Source organism: Longimicrobium sp., from assembly GCA_036387335.1.
Classification (GTDB): Bacteria; Gemmatimonadota; Gemmatimonadetes; order Longimicrobiales; family Longimicrobiaceae; genus Longimicrobium.
On sequence record DASVTZ010000199.1, the window covers coordinates 35,996 to 54,084 of the forward strand.

At 74.3% G+C, this 18,089-nt stretch carries 11 protein-coding genes; all 11 read right to left on the minus strand.

Translation table 11 applies throughout. The annotated features are described in order from the left end of the window. Positions 1 to 4 precede the first annotated feature (4 nt). Positions 5 to 1,897, minus strand: coding sequence for a hypothetical protein (locus tag VF647_19790; GenBank protein HEX8454332.1), 1,893 nt, complete (start codon positions 1,895 to 1,897; stop codon positions 5 to 7). Continuing rightward, positions 1,894 to 2,667, minus strand: a complete 774-nt coding sequence (locus tag VF647_19795; GenBank protein HEX8454333.1) for a prolipoprotein diacylglyceryl transferase family protein — start codon at positions 2,665 to 2,667, stop codon at positions 1,894 to 1,896. Before VF647_19795 ends, VF647_19790 begins: the two co-directional genes overlap by 4 nt. Positions 2,668 to 2,674: 7 nt before the next feature. Further along, complete coding sequence (locus VF647_19800; protein HEX8454334.1) at positions 2,675 to 4,636, minus strand: hypothetical protein; 1,962 nt, start codon at positions 4,634 to 4,636, stop codon at positions 2,675 to 2,677. A 50-nt stretch (positions 4,637 to 4,686) separates the two neighbouring features. Then, positions 4,687 to 7,302, minus strand: coding sequence for a hypothetical protein (locus tag VF647_19805; GenBank protein ID HEX8454335.1), 2,616 nt, complete (start codon positions 7,300 to 7,302; stop codon positions 4,687 to 4,689). Positions 7,303 to 7,321: 19 nt separating this feature from the next. Beyond that, positions 7,322 to 9,487 (minus strand): hypothetical protein, encoded by a 2,166-nt coding sequence (locus tag VF647_19810; protein HEX8454336.1) that lies wholly within the window; start codon positions 9,485 to 9,487, stop codon positions 7,322 to 7,324. After that, entirely contained in the window at positions 9,484 to 12,408 is a 2,925-nt protein-coding gene (locus VF647_19815; GenBank protein HEX8454337.1) for a phage tail protein, read from the minus strand. Before VF647_19815 ends, VF647_19810 begins: the two co-directional genes overlap by 4 nt. Positions 12,409 to 12,417: 9 nt before the next feature. Beyond that, positions 12,418 to 14,661 (minus strand): putative baseplate assembly protein, encoded by a 2,244-nt coding sequence (locus VF647_19820; GenBank protein ID HEX8454338.1) that lies wholly within the window; start codon positions 14,659 to 14,661, stop codon positions 12,418 to 12,420. Between the two features lie 203 nt (positions 14,662 to 14,864). After that, positions 14,865 to 15,257, minus strand: a complete 393-nt coding sequence (locus VF647_19825) for a GPW/gp25 family protein (protein ID HEX8454339.1) — start codon at positions 15,255 to 15,257, stop codon at positions 14,865 to 14,867. Positions 15,258 to 15,259: 2 nt separating this feature from the next. After that, positions 15,260 to 17,089, minus strand: a complete 1,830-nt coding sequence (locus VF647_19830) for a hypothetical protein (GenBank protein ID HEX8454340.1) — start codon at positions 17,087 to 17,089, stop codon at positions 15,260 to 15,262. Continuing rightward, entirely contained in the window at positions 17,086 to 17,799 is a 714-nt protein-coding gene (locus VF647_19835; protein ID HEX8454341.1) for a phage baseplate assembly protein V, read from the minus strand. Before VF647_19835 ends, VF647_19830 begins: the two co-directional genes overlap by 4 nt. Next, a partial coding sequence (locus VF647_19840; protein ID HEX8454342.1) for a hypothetical protein occupies positions 17,796 to 18,089 on the minus strand: 294 nt, incomplete at its 5' end. The genes VF647_19835 and VF647_19840, both read right to left, overlap by 4 nt.

Here is an 18,089-nt window from a genome sequence, read left to right on the forward strand (position 1 = left end):
GGGCTCAGGCGAAGTAAAAGGTGATCACGCGCGCCAGCTCCGGCACCCAGCCGGGGGTTGCGTCGAGCCCCGCGATGCGAACGGCCACGCTCACCTGGTCCAGCTCCATGCGCACGTCCACGTGCGCGCGGGTGGCCTGGATGCGGCCGATGCGGCGAAAGAGCGCGCTCTCCAGCCCCTCGTCCGCCCCGCCCGCGCGCAGCGCCGACTCCAACCGCACGCGGACGAAGGGGACGACGCGGTCGAGGAAGCGTTGGAGCTCGGCGGACGGCTCCATCCCCAGGAGTGGGGACGGGGCGGGGGATTCGGCGCTGGCGTCGCGGAGGATCGCCGCCCACGCGTCCGGCAGCGTGTCCACGGGCGGGGCGATGAACCCCATCCCGGCGGGCACCTCCGGCTCCCGGCCGTCCAGCCCGGCCAGGACGCGCCAGACGGGGTCGTCCGCCAGCCCCGCCGCGCGCGGCCCCAGCAACGCGCGGGCGAGCAGCTCGATCCACCCCCATCCGCCTACGACGCAGGGGAGGTGGAAGTGGTCGTCCAGCGCGCGAAAGAAGCCCAGTGAGCGCACCACGTTCACCAGGTAGAACACGCCGCACGCGCCTGACATCGTCTCCGCCACCTCGATCGGCGGCCCGGTGAAGCGCAGCACGGGCGCCTCCCAGCGAATTTCCTCCACCAACGTAGCGCGCGTCTCGCCGCTGGATTCGGCCGTCGTCCGCCGCGGCGCGTCTGCGGGCGGCTCGGCAGGCGACGCCGGCCGCGTCTCGGTCGGGGCGGATGGCGTGTCTGCCTCGACCGATGCCCGACTGTTTCCCTCGGCGGTTGGCGATGGGACGGTGCGTTTCGCCTCCTGCCGCGCCTCCTGTACATCTGCCGCGGAGTCGGATGAAGCCGGTTCGGCGGCCGGTGGCGCGGCGGACGAGGACGTGACGATCCGCGCCTCCGACCCCTGGTGTTCCGAGGCGCGAGACGGAGGTGCGGGCGCGCGCGGCGGCTCAGACTGGGCGCGCGGTGCGATCTCCGCGCGCCAGCGTACGAACCGCTCGACGAAGGCGGGGCCGCGGGCGATCAGAGGGGCACGGTGCAGCGCGAGCGACACGCCCAGCAGCGCGCGCCGCTCCGGCGCCAGCGAGCGCGGCACCAGCGACGGCCCGAGCACCATCTCCCACGGCGCGGGGATGCTGGGCGCCCGCTCCCGATCCGCGACGCTCGTGGAGGCGGCGGGCCGGGCAGTGCCGGGGGATGACGACGGCAACGCGCCGGGACGATGGACGGAATCCGCATCCTCCGCCTCCCCGTGAGCCGCGACGTACGAGGGCGGCGGGGCGAAGAGGCCGCGCACCTCGAAGGCGTGCGCGACGGCGCCCAGGATGCGCGCGGCCTGCGCGGGCGCCAGGGCGGCCATCACGCGCTCCGCCTCGCCCCAGCCGGCGAGGTGCTCCACGGCGGCGGGGACGTGGCGGGGATCGCGCAGCCAGAGGGCCACGAGCGCGTCGATGGAGCCGCCCAGCCCCCGTGCCACCGTCGCCCACCACCAGCGCGCGCCCGCCACTCCGGCGCAGGCGTCGCGCGCGAACGAGGCCAGCAGCTCCGCCTGGTCGGCGAACAGCACCGCCGGGGCATCGGCAGGGAGCACGCCGCGCGACGGGCGGGCGGCGCCGTGCAGCCGGTCGGAGAGCGCGCCGCGGCAGGCGCGCGCCCACTCGGCCGAGGCGTGCGCATCCCGCCCCTCCGCGCGCATCCGCCCCGGGAGCGGGTCACCCAGCGCGCGGACCACCAGGATGGCGGCCGGCGGCATGGCCTCCGGCTCGATCTGCGCGGCGCCCAGCATCCGCTGCATACGAAGCCGCAGCGCGGGGTCTGCCGGAGCGCGGCGCCGGGGCGCGACGGTGCTCATCGCGCCGCTCCCGCCGGGATGGGCGCGGCCGCGTCACCCGTCCGCGTGGCGAGGAGCGCGGCGCCGCCCGCCGCCAGTGCCAGCGCGAGGAGCTGCGGAAGGGAAAAGGGGCCTGCGACGGCGATGAAGTCGTCGCGCAGCGGCTCCAGGGTGAAACGGGCGGCGCCGTACGCCAGCGACGCGATCCCCACCGCCGCGCCGCGCAGGAGCGTCCGCCGATGAAGGAAGAGGAAGATGCCGAGAGCCACGGCGGCCAGGTACAGCTGAACCGGGTGCACGGCGAGCGATGCCGGTGCATCCGCGCCGATCCACCCGCGCGCGGCGTGCTCCGCCCACGCCTCGGTGCCCGGGGCGTAGCGAACCGCCCAGGGGAGCGCGGCGGGCGCGCCGAAGTCGTCGCCGTTCAGGAAGCATCCAGTGCGCGCGACGGCGTAGCCCAGCGCCGCCGCCGGGGCGGAGAGGTCCGCGTAGTCCGGCACCGGCAGGCGGCGGGCGGCCAGGTACGCGCCGCCGCACAGCGCGCCGCCCGCCAGCACGCCGAACACGCTCTGCCCGCCGCTCCAGAACGACAGCCAGCTCTCCCCGCCGTGGGACAGCAGAAAGAGCGCGTGCCCCCCGCACACTCCGCCCAGCGCGGCGCACAGCCACGCGCGGTACGCCTCGCGGGCATCGAGCCCACGGGCCGGGGCCCTCCGCAGCGCGTACGCCGCGGCGAGCACCACCGCCAGGGCCGCGAGCAGGCCCTCGGGAAGGGTGCGGGGGACGGTCATACCCGCCTCAGTCGCGGCGGCGGGTGCGGCGTCCGAGTCCGAGCAGCGCCAGGCCCGCCATCGCCATGCCGGCGCTCACGGGGCATCCCCGGCCGCCGCCGCCGGGGTTGGGGCCGGGGTCGCTCCCGCCCGTGGTGCCGCCTCCGGTGCGCGTGACGGTGCCCCGCACCACGCGCTGCTCGTTGGCCTTGAAGACGTCGCGGCGCACCTCCACCCGTACATCCGCGCCGCCGCGGGGCACATCGGTCTCCGTCGTCACGAAGACGGTGCGGTCGTAGCGGCCGGGGTTGCCCAGGGTGAAGGTGATCGGCCACTGCTTCCGTTCATCCAGCTGGCGCAGCGGGATGGCCTGCAGCAGCCCGCCCAGGTTCTCGGCCAGCACGTACTTCAGGCTGTCGGCGGGGCCGGCGGCGGAGTAGCCCCAGGAGCGGACCTGCACCAGCGCGTTGTCGCCGCCCAGCGTCCGGCGGTCCCGCGCGGAGAGGAAGACGCGGCTGGTCCGCCGGATCTGCTCGGGGCGGGTGGTGTCCGTCCTGGGAGGCTCCTGCGCCGCCAGCCCGCGCACCGTGAAGAGCGCGCCCGCCTGCCCGCCGAAGTAGGCCGCCAGCCGCGGGCCGAACCCTTCCAGCGCGGCCACGCGGCACGAGGCGTTGGGGCATACGGTGCCCGCGCCCAGCGCGCTGATGTTCTTTTGGGCCCAGTGCTGCGCCTGCACCCCGTACACCGTCTCCATCTGCGCCAGCTCGGCGGCGTCGGAGATGCCCATGATGTCGGCCTCGTCGAACGCGGCCTGGAACACGGGCGGAAGGATGTAAACGCGCACGCACGGGTGGTTGGGGAGGTTGGTCGGCACCGCCGTCCATTCGTCCGCGGACTGCGTGGCGTTGGCCATCGCGCCGATCGGCACGTTCTTCTTCATCCCCACCACCCGCCACACGGTTGGGCTGGCGCCGTGGTCGGCCCACAGGTAGAGCAGGTTGCGCGTCTGCGGCGTGGTGAAGGTGGAGTGGACGGTGGCCTGCAGCGTGAGCTTGCAGGGGTTCGCCGGATAGTAGGAGTACCCGAGCACGCCGCAGGAAAGCGGCACGATGTCCGGGCTCTGCCAGAACACCGGCAGGCGGCTGATGGTCACGTCGCCCGCGGCGCTGGCCCAGTAGCCCGTCCCCCAGTTGCTGGGCACGCGCCACGAGTTGTTGCACCCGTCCACCGCGTTGTCTGCGGTGGTGTAGGGGAGGGCCGACGGAAAGGAGTTGCCGGCCGAGTTGGGCATCCCCGGCACCCCCCAGTCGTTCACCACCTGGAAGGCGACGCCGAAGTCGCCGCTCACCCCGCCGATGGCCGTGGCCGGGAACTCCAGCTCCACGCGGTAGCCGCCGGGAAAGTCCTTGCGCACCTTTACGCTGTAGTTGGCCGGGTTGCCCACGTTGGCCCAGCGCGGGCCGCCGCCGCAGACCCCCGCCGCCAGGGTGCCCGTGCCCCACTGCGACTGCACGTTGGTCACCTCCTGCGGATCGCCCCCGCTGCTCTCCCAGCGGTGCGTGACCACCAGCCGCATGTCGGCCGCGGCGAGCTGTGCGCCGCCGCTCAGGTCGTGGTCAAACTGGATGGCGATGCGCTCGCCGTTGGCCAGCAGGCCGCCGTTCAGCGTTTTAGTGGCGTCCTGCACCTCGAAGAGGAAGCCCAGGTACAGCACGCCGCCGCGCATGTACCGCTTGGTGGACACGGTGACGTCGTACGGGTTCGTGTCGGCGTCGTAGAGCTTGCCCACGCACCCGCCGACGCTGGCCGAGGATGCCTGCGACGCGTCGGCCCAGTCGCCGCCCTTGCCGTCGATGGTGGGCGCCCCCTTGAGCAGAAAGCCCAGAGAGCAGGGCGAGGCGGCGGCCAGGGGGGCCGGGGCGGCCGCCAGCGCCAGGGCGGCGGCCAGGGCCGCGAGCCGGGGAAGGTGGAGGGTCCGGGGTCGGTTCATGGCGCGGGGCTCCTGCGTGATGAGGGCGGATGCATTGAAGTGGGTGGGTCTCAGGAATGGCGGACGCGCAGCGCCAGCGGGGGCGCCAGGTCGCCGGGCACCGGTGCCGGGCCTCCAGCCGCGGCCTGCACGTGCACGTTCAGCGTGGCCGTACGGTCGATGGTCGTGCGCGCCGGCATCAGCACCAGCACGTCCAGGGGCACCTGCTGCCCCAGCGCGGCGGAGATGGTCGCGGTGAACACCCCGGGCGATGGGTTGGCCGCCGTCACGCCGCCGAACTCGGCCTGCCACACCGCCTCGGTGGAGGCCAGGGTGACGGTCACGTCCACGTTCACCGGGCTGGGGAGGGACTCCGGACCGCTGTAGCGGACGTGGAAGAGGAAGTTGCCTACCTGCCCCGGCGGCGCGTCGTCCAGGTTGAACGGCAGGCTGGTGGGCGCCAGCACCTCCAGGCTTCCGGACACGGCCCCTCCCTGGTCGCTGGATACGGTGAGCTGCCGCGTGGTGGACACGTCGCGGTCGTTGGGTGGGTCCACGGTGGCGCGGAAGGTGAGCACCACCTGCTGCCCCGCGGCGATCCCGCTGGCCGGGGGGCGCACCCGCGCCGCCACCGTGGTCTGCGCGCCGGACGCCAGCTCCACGGTGCCCGCGGTGAGCACGGTGCCGCTGGCGTCTTCCAGCGTGACCGCGTTGGACCAGTCGCCGGCGAGTCCCGCCACGCTGGCCTGCAGGTTGAAGGTGAGCCGGCGGTCGGTGGCGTTGCGCACGGTGAAGAGGTGCGGGAACCCCTGGGTGTCGCCGGGCACCAGGTTCAGCCCCCGCGGGCTGCTCTGGTAGGTGACCACGATGGGCCCGCTGGCCACGCCCTCGCCGCTGAAGCCCGCCACGAACTGGTTGATGGCGGCCTGCGCGGCCACCGCGCCCGGCAGGTCCAGGGCGTCGAGGGCAGGAAGCAGCGCGCGCCCGGCGCCGCCGGGGAGCGCGTTGTTGAGCCGCACGTTGATCCCCGCGCCGAAGTTCTCGCGCCCCTGCGTGTGCACCACGCCGGGGATGGCCGAGCGGAAGAGCGTCTGCAGGTCGTCCTGCACGCGGTGCAGCTCGCGCAGCCCATCCAGCGCGTCGCGCGCGTCCAGCGCGCTCCCCGCGGCCAGCGAGGCCTGGCGCGTGGCGACGTCCATCACGTCGCGCACGGCGTTCACGATGGACACCTGCGCGGCCACCTTGTCGGCGTCGGTGCCGGGGGGAAGGAAGAGCCGCTTGCGCACCACCCCGCGCCACGCGCTCCACGCCGTCTCCAGCGTCACGGCCAGGGTGTCGCGCACGCGCGGCCCCATCGTCTCGCGCGTCACGAACACCACGTACGGCGCCGGGGGCGTGCCGGCGGCCGGCAGGTTGTCCCGGGTGCGCCAGAGCACCACCTGCGCGGTGGGCGAGGCCAGGTCCACCGGCGCGTGCGGCAGCGCCTGGCGCATCACGCGCTGCAGCTTGGCGCCCTGGAGCGTGGCCGGCGGCCCCAGCGTGAGGCCGCGAAAGAAGACGGCGTGCGCCAGCCCCCGCCCCACCCCCGCCTCGCGCAGCGGCAGCAGGCCGCACGGGGGGAGGAAGCGGAAGCGCTGCGCGGCCTCCACCAGCGTGAGCTGCGCGGTGGTCATCCGCGACGCCACCAGCTCCGCCACCTGCTGCTGGAACTGGAGGACCATGGCCAGCGCCTCGGCCTCGCGGCGCCGGTCGTGGAGCACCGGCAGCGTCCCCGTGCTGGGCCGCGGGACGAGCGGCCTGCGCACCGCCCACGCATCCACCCACTCCACCCCGCGCTGGCTGAGGTGGAAGAGGGCGATGGGCACCTCGCACGACGCCAGCTCGCCGCGCGCGCGCATCCCGTCCACGGCGCCGTACTCCGGATCGGGAAAGCCGCCCGCCGCCGCGAAGGGGGATGCGTTCTGCCCCGCGAGCCGGTCCGCGCCGAAGCACAGGTAGGCTGCGCCGTTGCGCAGTTTGGAAAGCCCGCGGTCCAGCGAGGTGCGCACGGCGGGGGTGTCCGATGCGCCGCCGCGCCGCACCAGCTCCACCTTCTCCTCCACGTCCTCCACCAGCTCGGCCAGCGCCTGGGCCAGCGGGGTGGGCGTCTCCCCCGCCGACGCCAGGGGAAGGGGGGCCACGGAGAAGCGCGCGCCCTCCAGCGCCCAGCGGCTGGCGCAGCTCCCCGCGATCCCCTCGCTCCCCAGCTCCGCCATCGGCGCCCGCTCCTCGCTCAGAGCGGAGGCGGGGGAGGCGGTGAGGACGTAGAGTCCCACGTTGGTGAGCTCCAGCGGCACGTGCCGGGGCTTGCAGACGGCGAACACCCCCGCCTCGGCGGCGGCCTCCTCTTCCACGCTCACCAGCCGCAGCTCCACGGGGCGCCCCAGCGCCACGGCGTCGCCGTCGCGGTTGAAGGCCAGCCCCGGCTGGATGGAGAGGACGGGTGCGCCGCCCACCTCGCCGGCGGCGGACACCTCCAGCCCGTGCGCCACCCCCTCGCCCAGGGCGTGGGCGAGCTGCCGGTCGCGCCCGCGGACGGCCTGCTGTTCGGCGCGCAGGTCCTCGGCCGTCAGGATGCGGCCGTTGAAGAAGTTGTTCAGCCGGATGCCGTTGGTCAGCACGGGCTCCAGCAGGTCGGTGGCGTCCATTCGCGAGTCTCCTCGGGCGTCACCCGATGCGGTTGATCTCGATCGTGATGCGGTCGATCCGCTGCATCTCGGTGCCCGCCAGGCTCGCGGCCACCATCACGCCCTCCGCCGACGAGCCCTGCGACAGCAGCGGCACCGACTGCATGGTCTCCGAGTCCCACGCCGTCCCCTTCACCACGTAGGTGCCCTCGGGCACCTTGCCCCGGCCGAAGGTGACCCGCATGGGGATGACCCGCGCGCGGAGGGACGGCTCGAGAACCTCCAACACGGTGACGTTGTAGGCGTCGCCCAGGGGAGTGGCGCGGCCCGGGATGTCCTTCACCTCGAAGTTGCCGGCCGCTACGATGCGGTACACGCCGCCCGGCGCCTGCACCGAGAACCTGGACCGCCACGAGCCGGCGTTGGTCGCGGGGTCCACCGTCCAGACGAGCGACTGCCCCGCGCGGGTGGGCTGTTCGGTGGGCGCCCACCGCCCGCTCCCAATGGCCTCGTCGCGGTTCCACGCCAGGAGCTGCCCCGCCGCCGACGGCGCCGTGTCCGACACCGGCTGGCCGCGGATGCGGGTGACGGTGAGGTCCGCGAGCGGCCCCGAGACGTCGCCCCCCGCGGTCTCCGCCGCGGGCGGGGCGGCGGGGGCGGCCGGGGCCGCTGGTTCCCACCGCCGCCGGACGTTGCTCCAGGTGAGCACCTGCCCGTTGGCGCTGGGCGCCGTGGGCGCCACCCTGAACCCCTGGAGCCCCACCACCGTGTTGCTCCCCACCGGCCCCGTGACGTCGCCGCCCAGGGAGGGGAGCACGGTGGACTGCTCGCGGAACACCACGTACGCGCGTACCTCGGGGCCGTGGCGGTCCAGCAGCCCACCGTCCGGGCGGTCGCCTCCCACACCGGCCGGCGCGCTGCCGGCGTCGGTGATCTGCGCCAGGTCCAGGCGCAGCTCCACCGTGTCGCCGTCCGCCGCGCCGGGGGAGAGCAGCACGTCGAAGGCGTTGTCCATCCCCCCCACCGGCGTCACCGAGCCGGGAGACACGAGGGCGCCCCCGTTCACCACCACCGTGACGGCGCCGGCGGGAAGGTCCAGGGCGGCTTCGTGGTGCAGCCACACCCGCACCGTGTCCAGCGCGATGGGGGCGGCGGTCACGAAGGTGTCCACCTGCCCGCCGCGGCATTCGCCGCCCACGCGGGTGAGCCATTCCTGCAGCAGGCGGGTGTGCAGGAGCACCGGGCGGCGCTCCTCGTCGGCGGGAAACGGGTTCCCCGCCACCCGCCACCCCACGGCCACCGGCAGGTCCACCTCGGCCAGCAGCACGCAGCAGTCTTCGTGGCCCGGGCAACCGCAGCCGCACCCCTCGCCCGCCGGCTCGGCGGCGCGCACGCGGGGGCGCACCTCGGTGGCCCACACGCGCACCGCCTCGCGGATGGCCGCGGCGGCTTCCCCCTCGTCCAGCACGAAGCCGTCGCCCTCGCCGGGCGGGGAGCCGGAGAGCAGCCAGCCTTCGCCCACGTCGAGCGCGCGCACGGCGGCCACCAGCGCCTCGCGGCCCCCGCCGGGCCCGCCGTCCTCCACGCGCACCCGGTCCAGCAGGCGGCCGAAGGCGCGCACGGCCTCCTCCTCCGGCTGCGAGAAGCGGAACTGCGTGAGGCCGCCCGGGTTGTCGCCGGGGGGCGAGTTCCACGGCGCCTCGTCGCGCAGCGCCAGCCGCAGCTCGAAGCTCTCGCGGATGCGCGAGGGCTGCATGGCGTCGTCCTGGCTGCGGCAGGGCTCGCCGGGCACCGGCACCACGTCGTCCGGGCACTCGCGGTGGCACAGGACCACGGCCAGCGGGATGACGGCGGGGCCATTGCCGTACAGCCGCTGCAGCACCTCGCGGTGGCGGTCCAGCCAGGCGTTCAGCCGCACGCACATGGTGTCGGGCACGCAGATGTCGCGGCCGCACGGGTCCACGGCCGCCCCCTCCGTCACCCGGATCTCGGGGTCGGCGTCGGCGGGGTCGGGGGTGGTGACCTGCAGCCCCCACACGGTGCCGTAGCCGTGCAGCCACTGGTTGTGCCTCCAGCGGCCGGCCCGGTGGTAGAGCTGCTCCTGCTGGAACTCGTCGACCCCCAGCACCAGGCCCAGGGTGTAGTTCACGCGCTTGGAGGGGTCCGCGCGCAGGGGGCCGGCGGCGGCCGTGGCGAATGCAGTCATGTCCACCTCGCGGGGGTCGCCCGCGGTTGGCGGCGCACGGCGATGGGGTCGCGCCCCACCACCCTGCGCCCGGTTGTGTTCCAGGGTTCGGTCCATGCCAGCTGCGCGGCCCCCAGCACGCCGCGGCCCAGCTCCAGCGCGGTAAAGCGGCTGCCCTGGCCCAGCAGCGTGTCGGTGCCCAGCCGCGCCTCGCCCACGCGCATGGCGGCCCAGTACAGGCGCGCCTCCACCACGGTGTGGGCGGGCTTCTCGATCTCGGCGATGCGGCGCGCCAGGTCGCGCCGGCGCCGCTGGCTCTCCGCGTCCTCGCCGGGTACCACGGGCACCAGCACGGTGAAGCGGTGCGCGGAGCGGTGCATGGGCACCACCACGCTCACGAAGGTGATCCAGTCGCCCAGCTCCCCGCCCCCGGCCGGCATCTCCGTGGGGAAGGGGATGGCCTGCAGCGAGGCCGCGGCGGCCGGCCCGCTGCGCTTCCAAGCCGCGTTGAGCGCCTCCACCGTGCGGTGGCGCCCCGCGAGGAAGTCCTGCCACAGGGGGAGCTCGCGCGCCTCGGGCGGCACGTAGGTGAAGCCCAGCCCCTCGCGCAGGAACCTCCGCCAGTCCTCCGTCCGCCTGGGCGGCGGCGCCGTGGCGACGAGGCGGATGAGCCGCGACTGGAACGACGTGTAGGCCGTCCCCCACGCCTTGTTCAGCGCCTCCACCGTCTCGTACCGCGCGGCGATCCACTCCCGCCACCGGGAGTGCAGCGGCTCGGCGCCCTGCGCGGGGGTCCAGGGGAGGGCGGTGGTGGTGGTTCCTGGCCCGGCCAGGTCGCTCACGTCGCCGTACGCCACCCCCGGCGAGCCGCGGGCGAGGAAGCGCTCCACCACCCGCACGCCGAAGCGCGACCGCGCCTGCCCCCCACTCTCGCTCGCCCCTCCGGAGCATCCGCATCCCTCCGGTGCCGCGGTGGCGGTAGTGGACAAAATGGACGCCGTGGGTGCGGCCGATCCGCCGCACCCGCAGTCATCGAACAGGTGCGGGTCGACGCACGCCTCCAGCGCCAGCCGCAGGGCGCGCACGATCCCCTCGCGGGTGCCACGCGAGGCGTACATGCGCATGGCGTTGGCGAGAAAGAAGCGGCGCCGCGGCTCGTCCCAGGCGGCGTCGAACGTCGCGCCCATCCACCCGGCCAGCCATTCCAGGAACTCCGCGGGAACGGTGCGGGTGTCGAACAGCATCTGCGCGTCGGCCACGCGCCCCTCGATCTCCGTGAGCGTGCCCTCGGCGTTGGCCAGCAGGCGGTCCACGAACGAGGCGGAGGCGGGGTCTTCGCGCCAGACGGCGGGGAGGTAGCGGGCCAGGTACGAGAAGCGCGGATAGTAGGCGCGCAGCCCGTGCAGCCGCGGCGTGGTGCGCCCGTTGCCGGCCAGCGTCACGCGCAGCTGCAGGTAGCGCCCGCGTGCGTTCTGAAAGAGCAGCTCCCAGGTGCCGGCCTGCCCGTCGGGCCCCTGCAGCGGGGCCACGCGGTAGGGGAGCTCGGTGCCGTTGCCGCGCAGGTAGGGCGCGGGCTCCTCTTCCCAGGGCAGCGCCGCCAGCTCCTCCACGAAGTCCGCGGCGCGGCTCTCCACGCGCACCGAGGCCTCGGGGGGGATGCAGGCGTCCAGCATCAGCCGGTGCCACACGCACCCCGGCTCGCGGCCGTCGAAGGCGCGCTCGTCGTCCGTGCCCCCGCCGCGCGCGGGAAGGCGCAGCACCGCCTCGCGCTCGAAGCTGGGGCGCGGGTAGGCGAGCAGGGAGACGAAGCGCCCGCCGGGGCCGTCGTACCAGGCCCCGCCCCCCGCCGCCACCACAGCACCCCCGCCGAAGCGGCGCATGGGGTAGAATTCGCGCCCGAACCCGATCTCCAGCGCCTCCGCCGCGCCGGCGACGGTGAAGGCGAACGCCTGGTTTCCGCTGGGGGCGACGATGTACGCCGTGCCGCGCACGTCGTGCCTGGAGCACGCCGCGTCGGGGACGAACGCCAGGTCGAAGCCGCGCGCCAGGTCGGCCAGCACCCCGGGCACCTCGTCCAGCAGCGGCGCCAGCGGGTAGGATGCGTGCGCGCCGTGCAGCGCGAAGCGGTGCAGCGCGGCGGCGGCGGTGGCCCCATCGCGCCCCAGCACCAGCGCGCTTCCGTCGCACAGCGCGTCCACCGCCACCGGCTCCAGCACGGCTCCGACGTCCAGCGACGCGTCGAGGGTGATGGGTCCCACGGCGTCCTCGGCCACGTGCGCCGCGGCGGGCCCGCCGGCAGGGACGAAGTCGGGCGCGGCGTGGGCGGGCGGTGCGGCCGGCGCGCCGGAGATCACGCGAAAGAAGCGGTCGAGCGCCCACAGCCGCGCGTTGTCACGGTCCAGCACCCAGACCCCCCCATCCGGCGCCGCGGCGATGTCCCACGGAGCAAAGGGAACGGAGGCGGGCCAGGGAAGCGCCACCGGCGGCCCGCCGGCCGCCAGGTCGAACACCAGCAGCCCGGCCGGCTCCAGCGTGCCCACCACCAGGTAGTGCTCGCCGGTCACGGCCAGCCCGCGCAGCGGCACCGGCTCGGGAGCGCGCGGGGGCGCCGCGGGGGCGAATGCGCCGGCCTGCGCGCTTCCGCACGGCGGCGGGGCTTCGGGAGGCCAGAAGCGCGTCTCGGCGCGGTCGTGGTGCGAGCGCGCGCGGATGGAGCGGCGGTCCGCGCCGATCACGTACCAGTTGCCGAAGCGGTCACGCCCGGCACCGCGGCGGTCGCCCTGCGACGGCGGCGCCTCCGAGATCCGCGTGGGAAAGACCACGGGGAGGCGCTCCAGCCCCAGCGCGCCGCCCGACCACTCGGCGCCCGCGGCAGGGCCGGACGCGCCGACCCAGTCGTCGTGCCCCAGCAGCAGGTGGAAGCGGGTGCCGTTGACGTCCATGGCCGGGCCTCAGCAGCTCTTCGGGACGACGGGGACGGGACGGCGGCGGGTGGCCGCGCCCGTGCCTGTGCCCGTGGGAGCCCCCGTGTCTTCCGCGTCGCCCGCGCGCACGGTCAGCCGGTCCAGCCGCGGGAGCTCCAGACCGCGAATCGGCAGCGTGGCGATCTCCGTCCCGCCCTCGTCCCACATGCGCACGCCGCGCACGGAGGCGACCCCCGCCACCCGCGCCACCTGCGCCCACAGCTCGCGGTCCTCCACCGGCTTGTCCAGCGGCCACCCCGTCCCCTCCTGCCCGCCCAAGAGCGGCGACAGGAATGCGCGCAGCGCGGCCTTCACCGCCTCGCGCACGGTGGCCAGGTCGGCCCCGGGAACGGTGTCGAAGCCCACGGAGAGGGAGAGGGAGACGTATTTGGGGCCGCGGAGGTGCACCTCGGTGGTCACCAGCCGGCGCGGCTCCAGGTGCGCGCAGACGGCCTGCAGAAAGAGGCGGTCGGGCACCGGCGCGTCGGGGCGCAGCGGGTCGTTGGGAATCAGCAGCAGCGTCACCACCCCGGGCGCGGGCGCGCCGGCGTCGGGGTGCCAGGTGGAGAGCACCTCCATCCGCCCCAGCGAGATCCCCGGCGTCGCGGTCACGATCTCGCGGAAGTCGTCCTTCGATACGGCGCGGTCCTGGTTCCGCAGGGAGAGCGGAATGCGGCGCTCCGCGTCCACCGTGCTCTCGCCGTCGTCGCCGCCCCAGGTGGGGATGGGGTTCAGCACCTTGAAGCCGGCCGGCAGGAGCGGCCCCGTCTTCACCGCGCCGATCCCCACGTTCCCCGCGCTCCCGCCTCCGTAGGCGTAGGCGGCCACGATGGCCGCGCCCGGCGGCGGACGCATCCCCGCGTAGCCGTTGCCAAAGGTGACCACGCCGCTCTCGCGGTCCACGGCGAAGACGCGCGGGTCGCCGCCGGCGGAGGTCTCGGCGCCGGGGGGCAGGGTGGGGTCGCGCACCGGCACCTCGGCCGGGGCGGCCAGCAGGTCGCTGGTGCGCGTCCAGATCTCGCCGTTCACCGCCAGCGACACGGACTCGGGAAGGACGGGCACGTTGGGCAGCGCCAGCGACTGGTCGGGCTCGCCCGTGCCCACCCCCACGCGCTGTGCGGCCACGGGAATGCGCTGCGAGATGCGCGTGGCGTTCACCCCCAGCCACGAGAAGCGCGCCTCCCACCCCGGCGACGCGCCGGGAGCGGAGCCGGACGAATCGGGCGCGTCGGCCAGGCGGATGCGGATCCAGCAGAGGACGCGCGCGGCCAGGCTCTCGTCGTCCAGCGCGGGGGGCAGGTCGCCCACCCCGTCGTCCATCGGGTCCAGGTCGTCCCAGGCGCCGAACTCGCCCTCGCCGGGCAGGGTGAGCTGCACCAGGGCGAGGTTCTCCAGCGCGTCGTCGTCGGCGGCGGCGTCCAGCGGGGTGTAGACGGGCTCCTGGCCGGTGTCGAAGGTGCCGGTGGAGATGTCGAAGGAGAGCTGCGGCACCGCGCGCGCGGCCGCGCCCCCCGCGCGCAGCACGCGCTGGCTGGCGTCCCACGCCGGCGCGATCCCCAGCGTGAGCACCTTGCCGGCGATGCGGGCCCGCACCTCGCGCCGCAGCGCGTCGTCCGGCTTGTCCGCGGCGCGCAGCAACACGGCCAGCCACAGGGCGTGGTCCACCGCGTCCGCCGTCAGGCTCACCGCGCCCACGCGCGCGCCGTTCACCGGCCACTCGAACGGAGTGGTGCGGTAGAAGTCCAGCGTGGCCGCGTCCTCGCCCTCGCCGTCGCCAAAGAGCTGCGAGTACATGGTCTGCGCGGTGTCCGTCTCCGTGCCCGCGGCCAGACGGGCGCGGTAGAACACCTTTCCCTCCACGGGCAGCACGTCCAGCCCGTTCTCCGTCACGAACCCCGTGGCGCCGGAAAAGAGCTGCAGCCCGGCGGGGAGCGTCACCGTGTCCAGCGGCCCGCGCTCGTTGGCGATGGCCGCCACCCCCGTCGCCGCGGCGGCGGGGCGCAGCGGAATGCCCAGCAGCTCCAGGAACTTGAGGCGGTTGCGCTCGGGGATCAGGTTGGCGCGGTAGAGCAGGCTGTCCGTCATGAAGGCGAACAGCTGCAGCAGCGTCACCCCCGGATCGGCGTCGTTGAAGTTGCGCCACTCCGGGTTGTGCACCGGAATGCGCGCCAGCGCCTCCGACAGGATCTGCGTGTAGTCGCGGTCGTCTATCCGCGGAACGATGAGCGGCATGGCCCCTTCAGCATCTCGTTGAGGAAGCGGCCATCGCCGCTCCACGTACGAACCGAAGTCCTAAGTCCTGAGTCCTAAGTCCTGAGTCCTGAGTCCTAAGTCCTAAGTCCTAAGTCCTAAGTGCTGGATCAAAGCGCACTAACGCACTCACGCACTCACGCACTGCAGTTCAGCACTCAGCACTTGGCACTTAGCACTTCCCTTCATCCCCCCAACTCCACCCTCACACTCACCTGCTCCGTCGCCCGGTCCGCCACGAGCTGGTATCTCACCGTCGCGACGGCCGCGCGCGGGTCGTCCTCCCCCTCCTCCACCGTCACGGACTGCAGGGTGATGCGCGGCTCCCAGCGGCGAAGCGCGTCCTCCACCCGCTCCTGGATGCGGCGGCGCGTGGAGACGGTGTTGGGCTCGAAGAGGAAGCTTCCCGCGCCTCCGCCGAACTCGGGGAGCATCACCCGCTCGCCCGGCTCGGTGAGCAGCACGTGGCGGATGCACTCGCGCACGTTGTCTGGCCCGCGCGACGACGCCACGCGCCCGTCGGGGCCCAGCCGCAGGGGAAACGAGATCCCCGAGCCGAAAACGGTGTCGCCGGCCACGGCTACTCCTTTGCCTTGAGCGTGGGAACGGGGAAGCAGCTGATGAAGAAGGGGAGCCAGAAGAAGACGATGTTCAGCAGGCTCACCATCAGCATCAGCACGATGAGCGCGCAGATAGTGATGATGGGGATGGAGAGCGAGCAGATGACGGAGATGTTGAGCCCCGACGGGTTGCCCACCTCGCCGTCCATCAGCTCCTTCATCCCCTTCACGCGGCTCATCTGCTTGCGCAGCTCGTCGCTCAGCAGGAACGCCACGTTGCGGTCGTACTTGCGCAGCGCCGCGGGCGAGGTGTCCACCGGCATGGCGACGCGGATGGCGCGCTGCGGCGCGTCCGCGTCGAAGAAGCCCGCCAGCCGGAACTCGGCCGATGCGTCGCTCACCACCGGCGGCGACCGCTTTCCGCACCGCGGACGCGCGTACACGCAGCGCACCACGTACGCGTCGTCGCCCTGCGCGTTGAGCGGCGCCAGCGTGGGCGGCCGCTGCGCCTCTCCCGCCGTCGCGGTCGCTCCGCCGCTCGCTCCCGCCGCCACGTCCACCTCGTACAGCGCATCCATCAGCTTCTGCACGATGGGGCGGCGGTGCACGCCGGGGACGTCCTCCGGAAGGGAGTTGCTGCGGTCCAGCAGCGTGTTCAGCTTGACCTTGTCCGCCGCGATGGCGCTGCGGGTGTCCGGGGGGTAGAGCCCCGTCGTAGTGGTCACGGGGTCGATGGCGGGGTCCACGGTGAGCAGCCGGGCCGCGTAGCCGGCGGGGAACGATGGCGGGGCGCCTACGGTGAGCGTGGCGTTCTCCAGATCCTCGCGGCTGTCGTCGGCGTCCAGCAGCGCCTGACGGAAAGTGGACGACACCGCTCCCGTCCCCGCGCTGTTGCGATTCCACAGGGTGAAGGCGAACGCGTCGTGGAACGCCCGCTGCGCCGCGGGGAGCGATGCGGCCAGCGCCGGCGTGACGAACGCGTCCCATACGTCGGGGAGTTCCTGGCGTACAAAGGTGGCCAGGTCCAGCAGCACCAGCGCGGACGCCTGCTCGGCCGCGGTGCGCGCGGCGTCCACCCGCGTGTGGTCGGCCACGTTCGCCGTCTCGATGGCGTACCAGTCGCGCAGCCCCACCCAGGGGTCCAGCACCGAGCGCTGGAACTCCAGGACGCGCGAGTCCTCGGTGGAGACCGGCGCCACCGTGCCGGGTGCCGGTGAGGGCGCCGCGTCGTCGTCCTTCGCGGGGGTGACGTCGCGGGCCCCGACGTACTGCTCCCGGCGGTCCACGGGTATGAACCCGGCGAACACGCGGCGCTTCAGGTCGTCCGCGTCGAAAAAGGTGCCGAACATCGGCAGCCGCTCCTCGGCGTCCAGCGGTGCCGCCGTCGCCGCCACCGTCCACCCGTACGCCGCCTCGCCCTTCACCCACGCCATCTCCGTCCGCGCCCCCGTGGCATCGTCCGTGGCCAGGCGGCGGAGGACGAAGGAGACGGTCTCGCCCGAGGCCAGGTCCACCGTGTGCTCCGGCAGGCCGGGGACGCGGCACCCCAGCGACGCGGTCACCAGGTAGAAGCGGCCGTGCACGGGCTGGTAGAGCTTGAGCGTCTCCCCCGCGGGCACGGCGGCCGGCCCGGCGGCGGTGCGGGGGGGAAGGCCGGCGGCGGGCTTCCTCCAGGTCTCCTCGCGCGCCACGAAGCCGCGCACGGTGGCCGGACGCCGGGCCAGCGCGTCCTGGAAGTCCTGCATGAAGGTGTCGGTGGCGAAACGAAGCACCGCCGGCCGGCGGAAGTCCGTTCCGCCGGACAGGTCGCCCCACAGCGGCGACGGCGCGAGCCAGGCCACGCGGCTCACCAGATGTTCCCCGCGCCGGGGGTGTAGCTGGCGCTCACCACCGAATTGGTGATGAGCGTGCTGCACTGCACCACGCCGCTGAAGGTGGCCATCCCCGTGTTCACGGCCACCGAACCCGCGGTCACCTCCACCGTGCTCGCCTGCACCGTGACCTTGGCCGCGGCGGTCACGGTGATGCCGGCGGTCTCCAGCTTCACCGAGTTGCCGTTGGAGTCCTGGATGGTGATGGCGCCCGGCCCGTCCTGCAGGGTGACCTTGCACCCGCCGGGGGTCTCCAGCACCATCTTCTCCTGCCCGTCGTGGTCGTCCAGCGTCACCTGCACGCCGTTGCGGCTGCGCAGCACCTTGAGGTAGTTGCGCCCGGCGCCGTCCATGCTCTCCGGCGGCGCGTCCTCGCCGTTCCACAGGGCGCCGACGACGCAGGGAAAGCGCGGGTCGCCGCCCGCGAACACCACCAGCACCTCGTCGTTCACGTCGGGAACGAACCAGCTGCCGCGGTTGTTCCCCGCCATCAGCGTGGCGAGCCGGGCCCACGCCTCGTACGCGGCGCCGTCCGGGTCCGGCGACCAGGGGAGCGACACCTTGACGCGCCCCTGCCCGTCTGGATCGGCCACGTCCTTTACCAGCGCGGGGTACGCGCCGTAGAACAGGCCGCCGTAGCCGCGGGGAAGGCGGGCCTCCAGGTCGAAGAGGAGGGGATCGGCGATCACGCGGCCCTCCCCAGCGCCGGGCGCTCGGCGGTGAAGGCGGTGCGGTAGCCCTCGGCGGAGTCGAAGGTGTGGCGGGCGCGCGTCAGGTAGTACTTTCCCTCGAAGAGCGGCCCGACCCCCTTGAGCTCCACCTCGGCCCCGACCTTGAGACGCGCATCGCCCTCCGCCACCCCCTGGCCCACCACGAAGCGGCGTGCCGCGCGGGCGTAGTGCGCCTCGGCCAGCGCGCGCGCCTCGTCCACGTTCACGGGAAGGTCGTGCACCACCTGCTGGTCGCGCGCGGCCAGCGC

Excerpts from the sequence above, each read along its gene's own strand:
- VF647_19795 (HEX8454333.1), bottom strand. The coding sequence starts at position 2,667 with ATGACCGTCCCCCGCACCCTTCCCGAGGGCCTGCTCGCGGCCCTGGCG.
- VF647_19810 (HEX8454336.1), bottom strand. The coding sequence starts at position 9,487 with ATGACTGCATTCGCCACGGCCGCCGCCGGCCCCCTGCGCGCGGACCCC.
- VF647_19790 (HEX8454332.1), bottom strand. The coding sequence starts at position 1,897 with ATGAGCACCGTCGCGCCCCGGCGCCGCGCTCCGGCAGACCCCGCGCTG.
- VF647_19820 (HEX8454338.1), bottom strand. The coding sequence starts at position 14,661 with ATGCCGCTCATCGTTCCGCGGATAGACGACCGCGACTACACGCAGATC.
- VF647_19800 (HEX8454334.1), bottom strand. The coding sequence starts at position 4,636 with ATGAACCGACCCCGGACCCTCCACCTTCCCCGGCTCGCGGCCCTGGCC.
- VF647_19805 (HEX8454335.1), bottom strand. The coding sequence starts at position 7,302 with ATGGACGCCACCGACCTGCTGGAGCCCGTGCTGACCAACGGCATCCGG.
- VF647_19815 (HEX8454337.1), bottom strand. The coding sequence starts at position 12,408 with ATGGACGTCAACGGCACCCGCTTCCACCTGCTGCTGGGGCACGACGAC.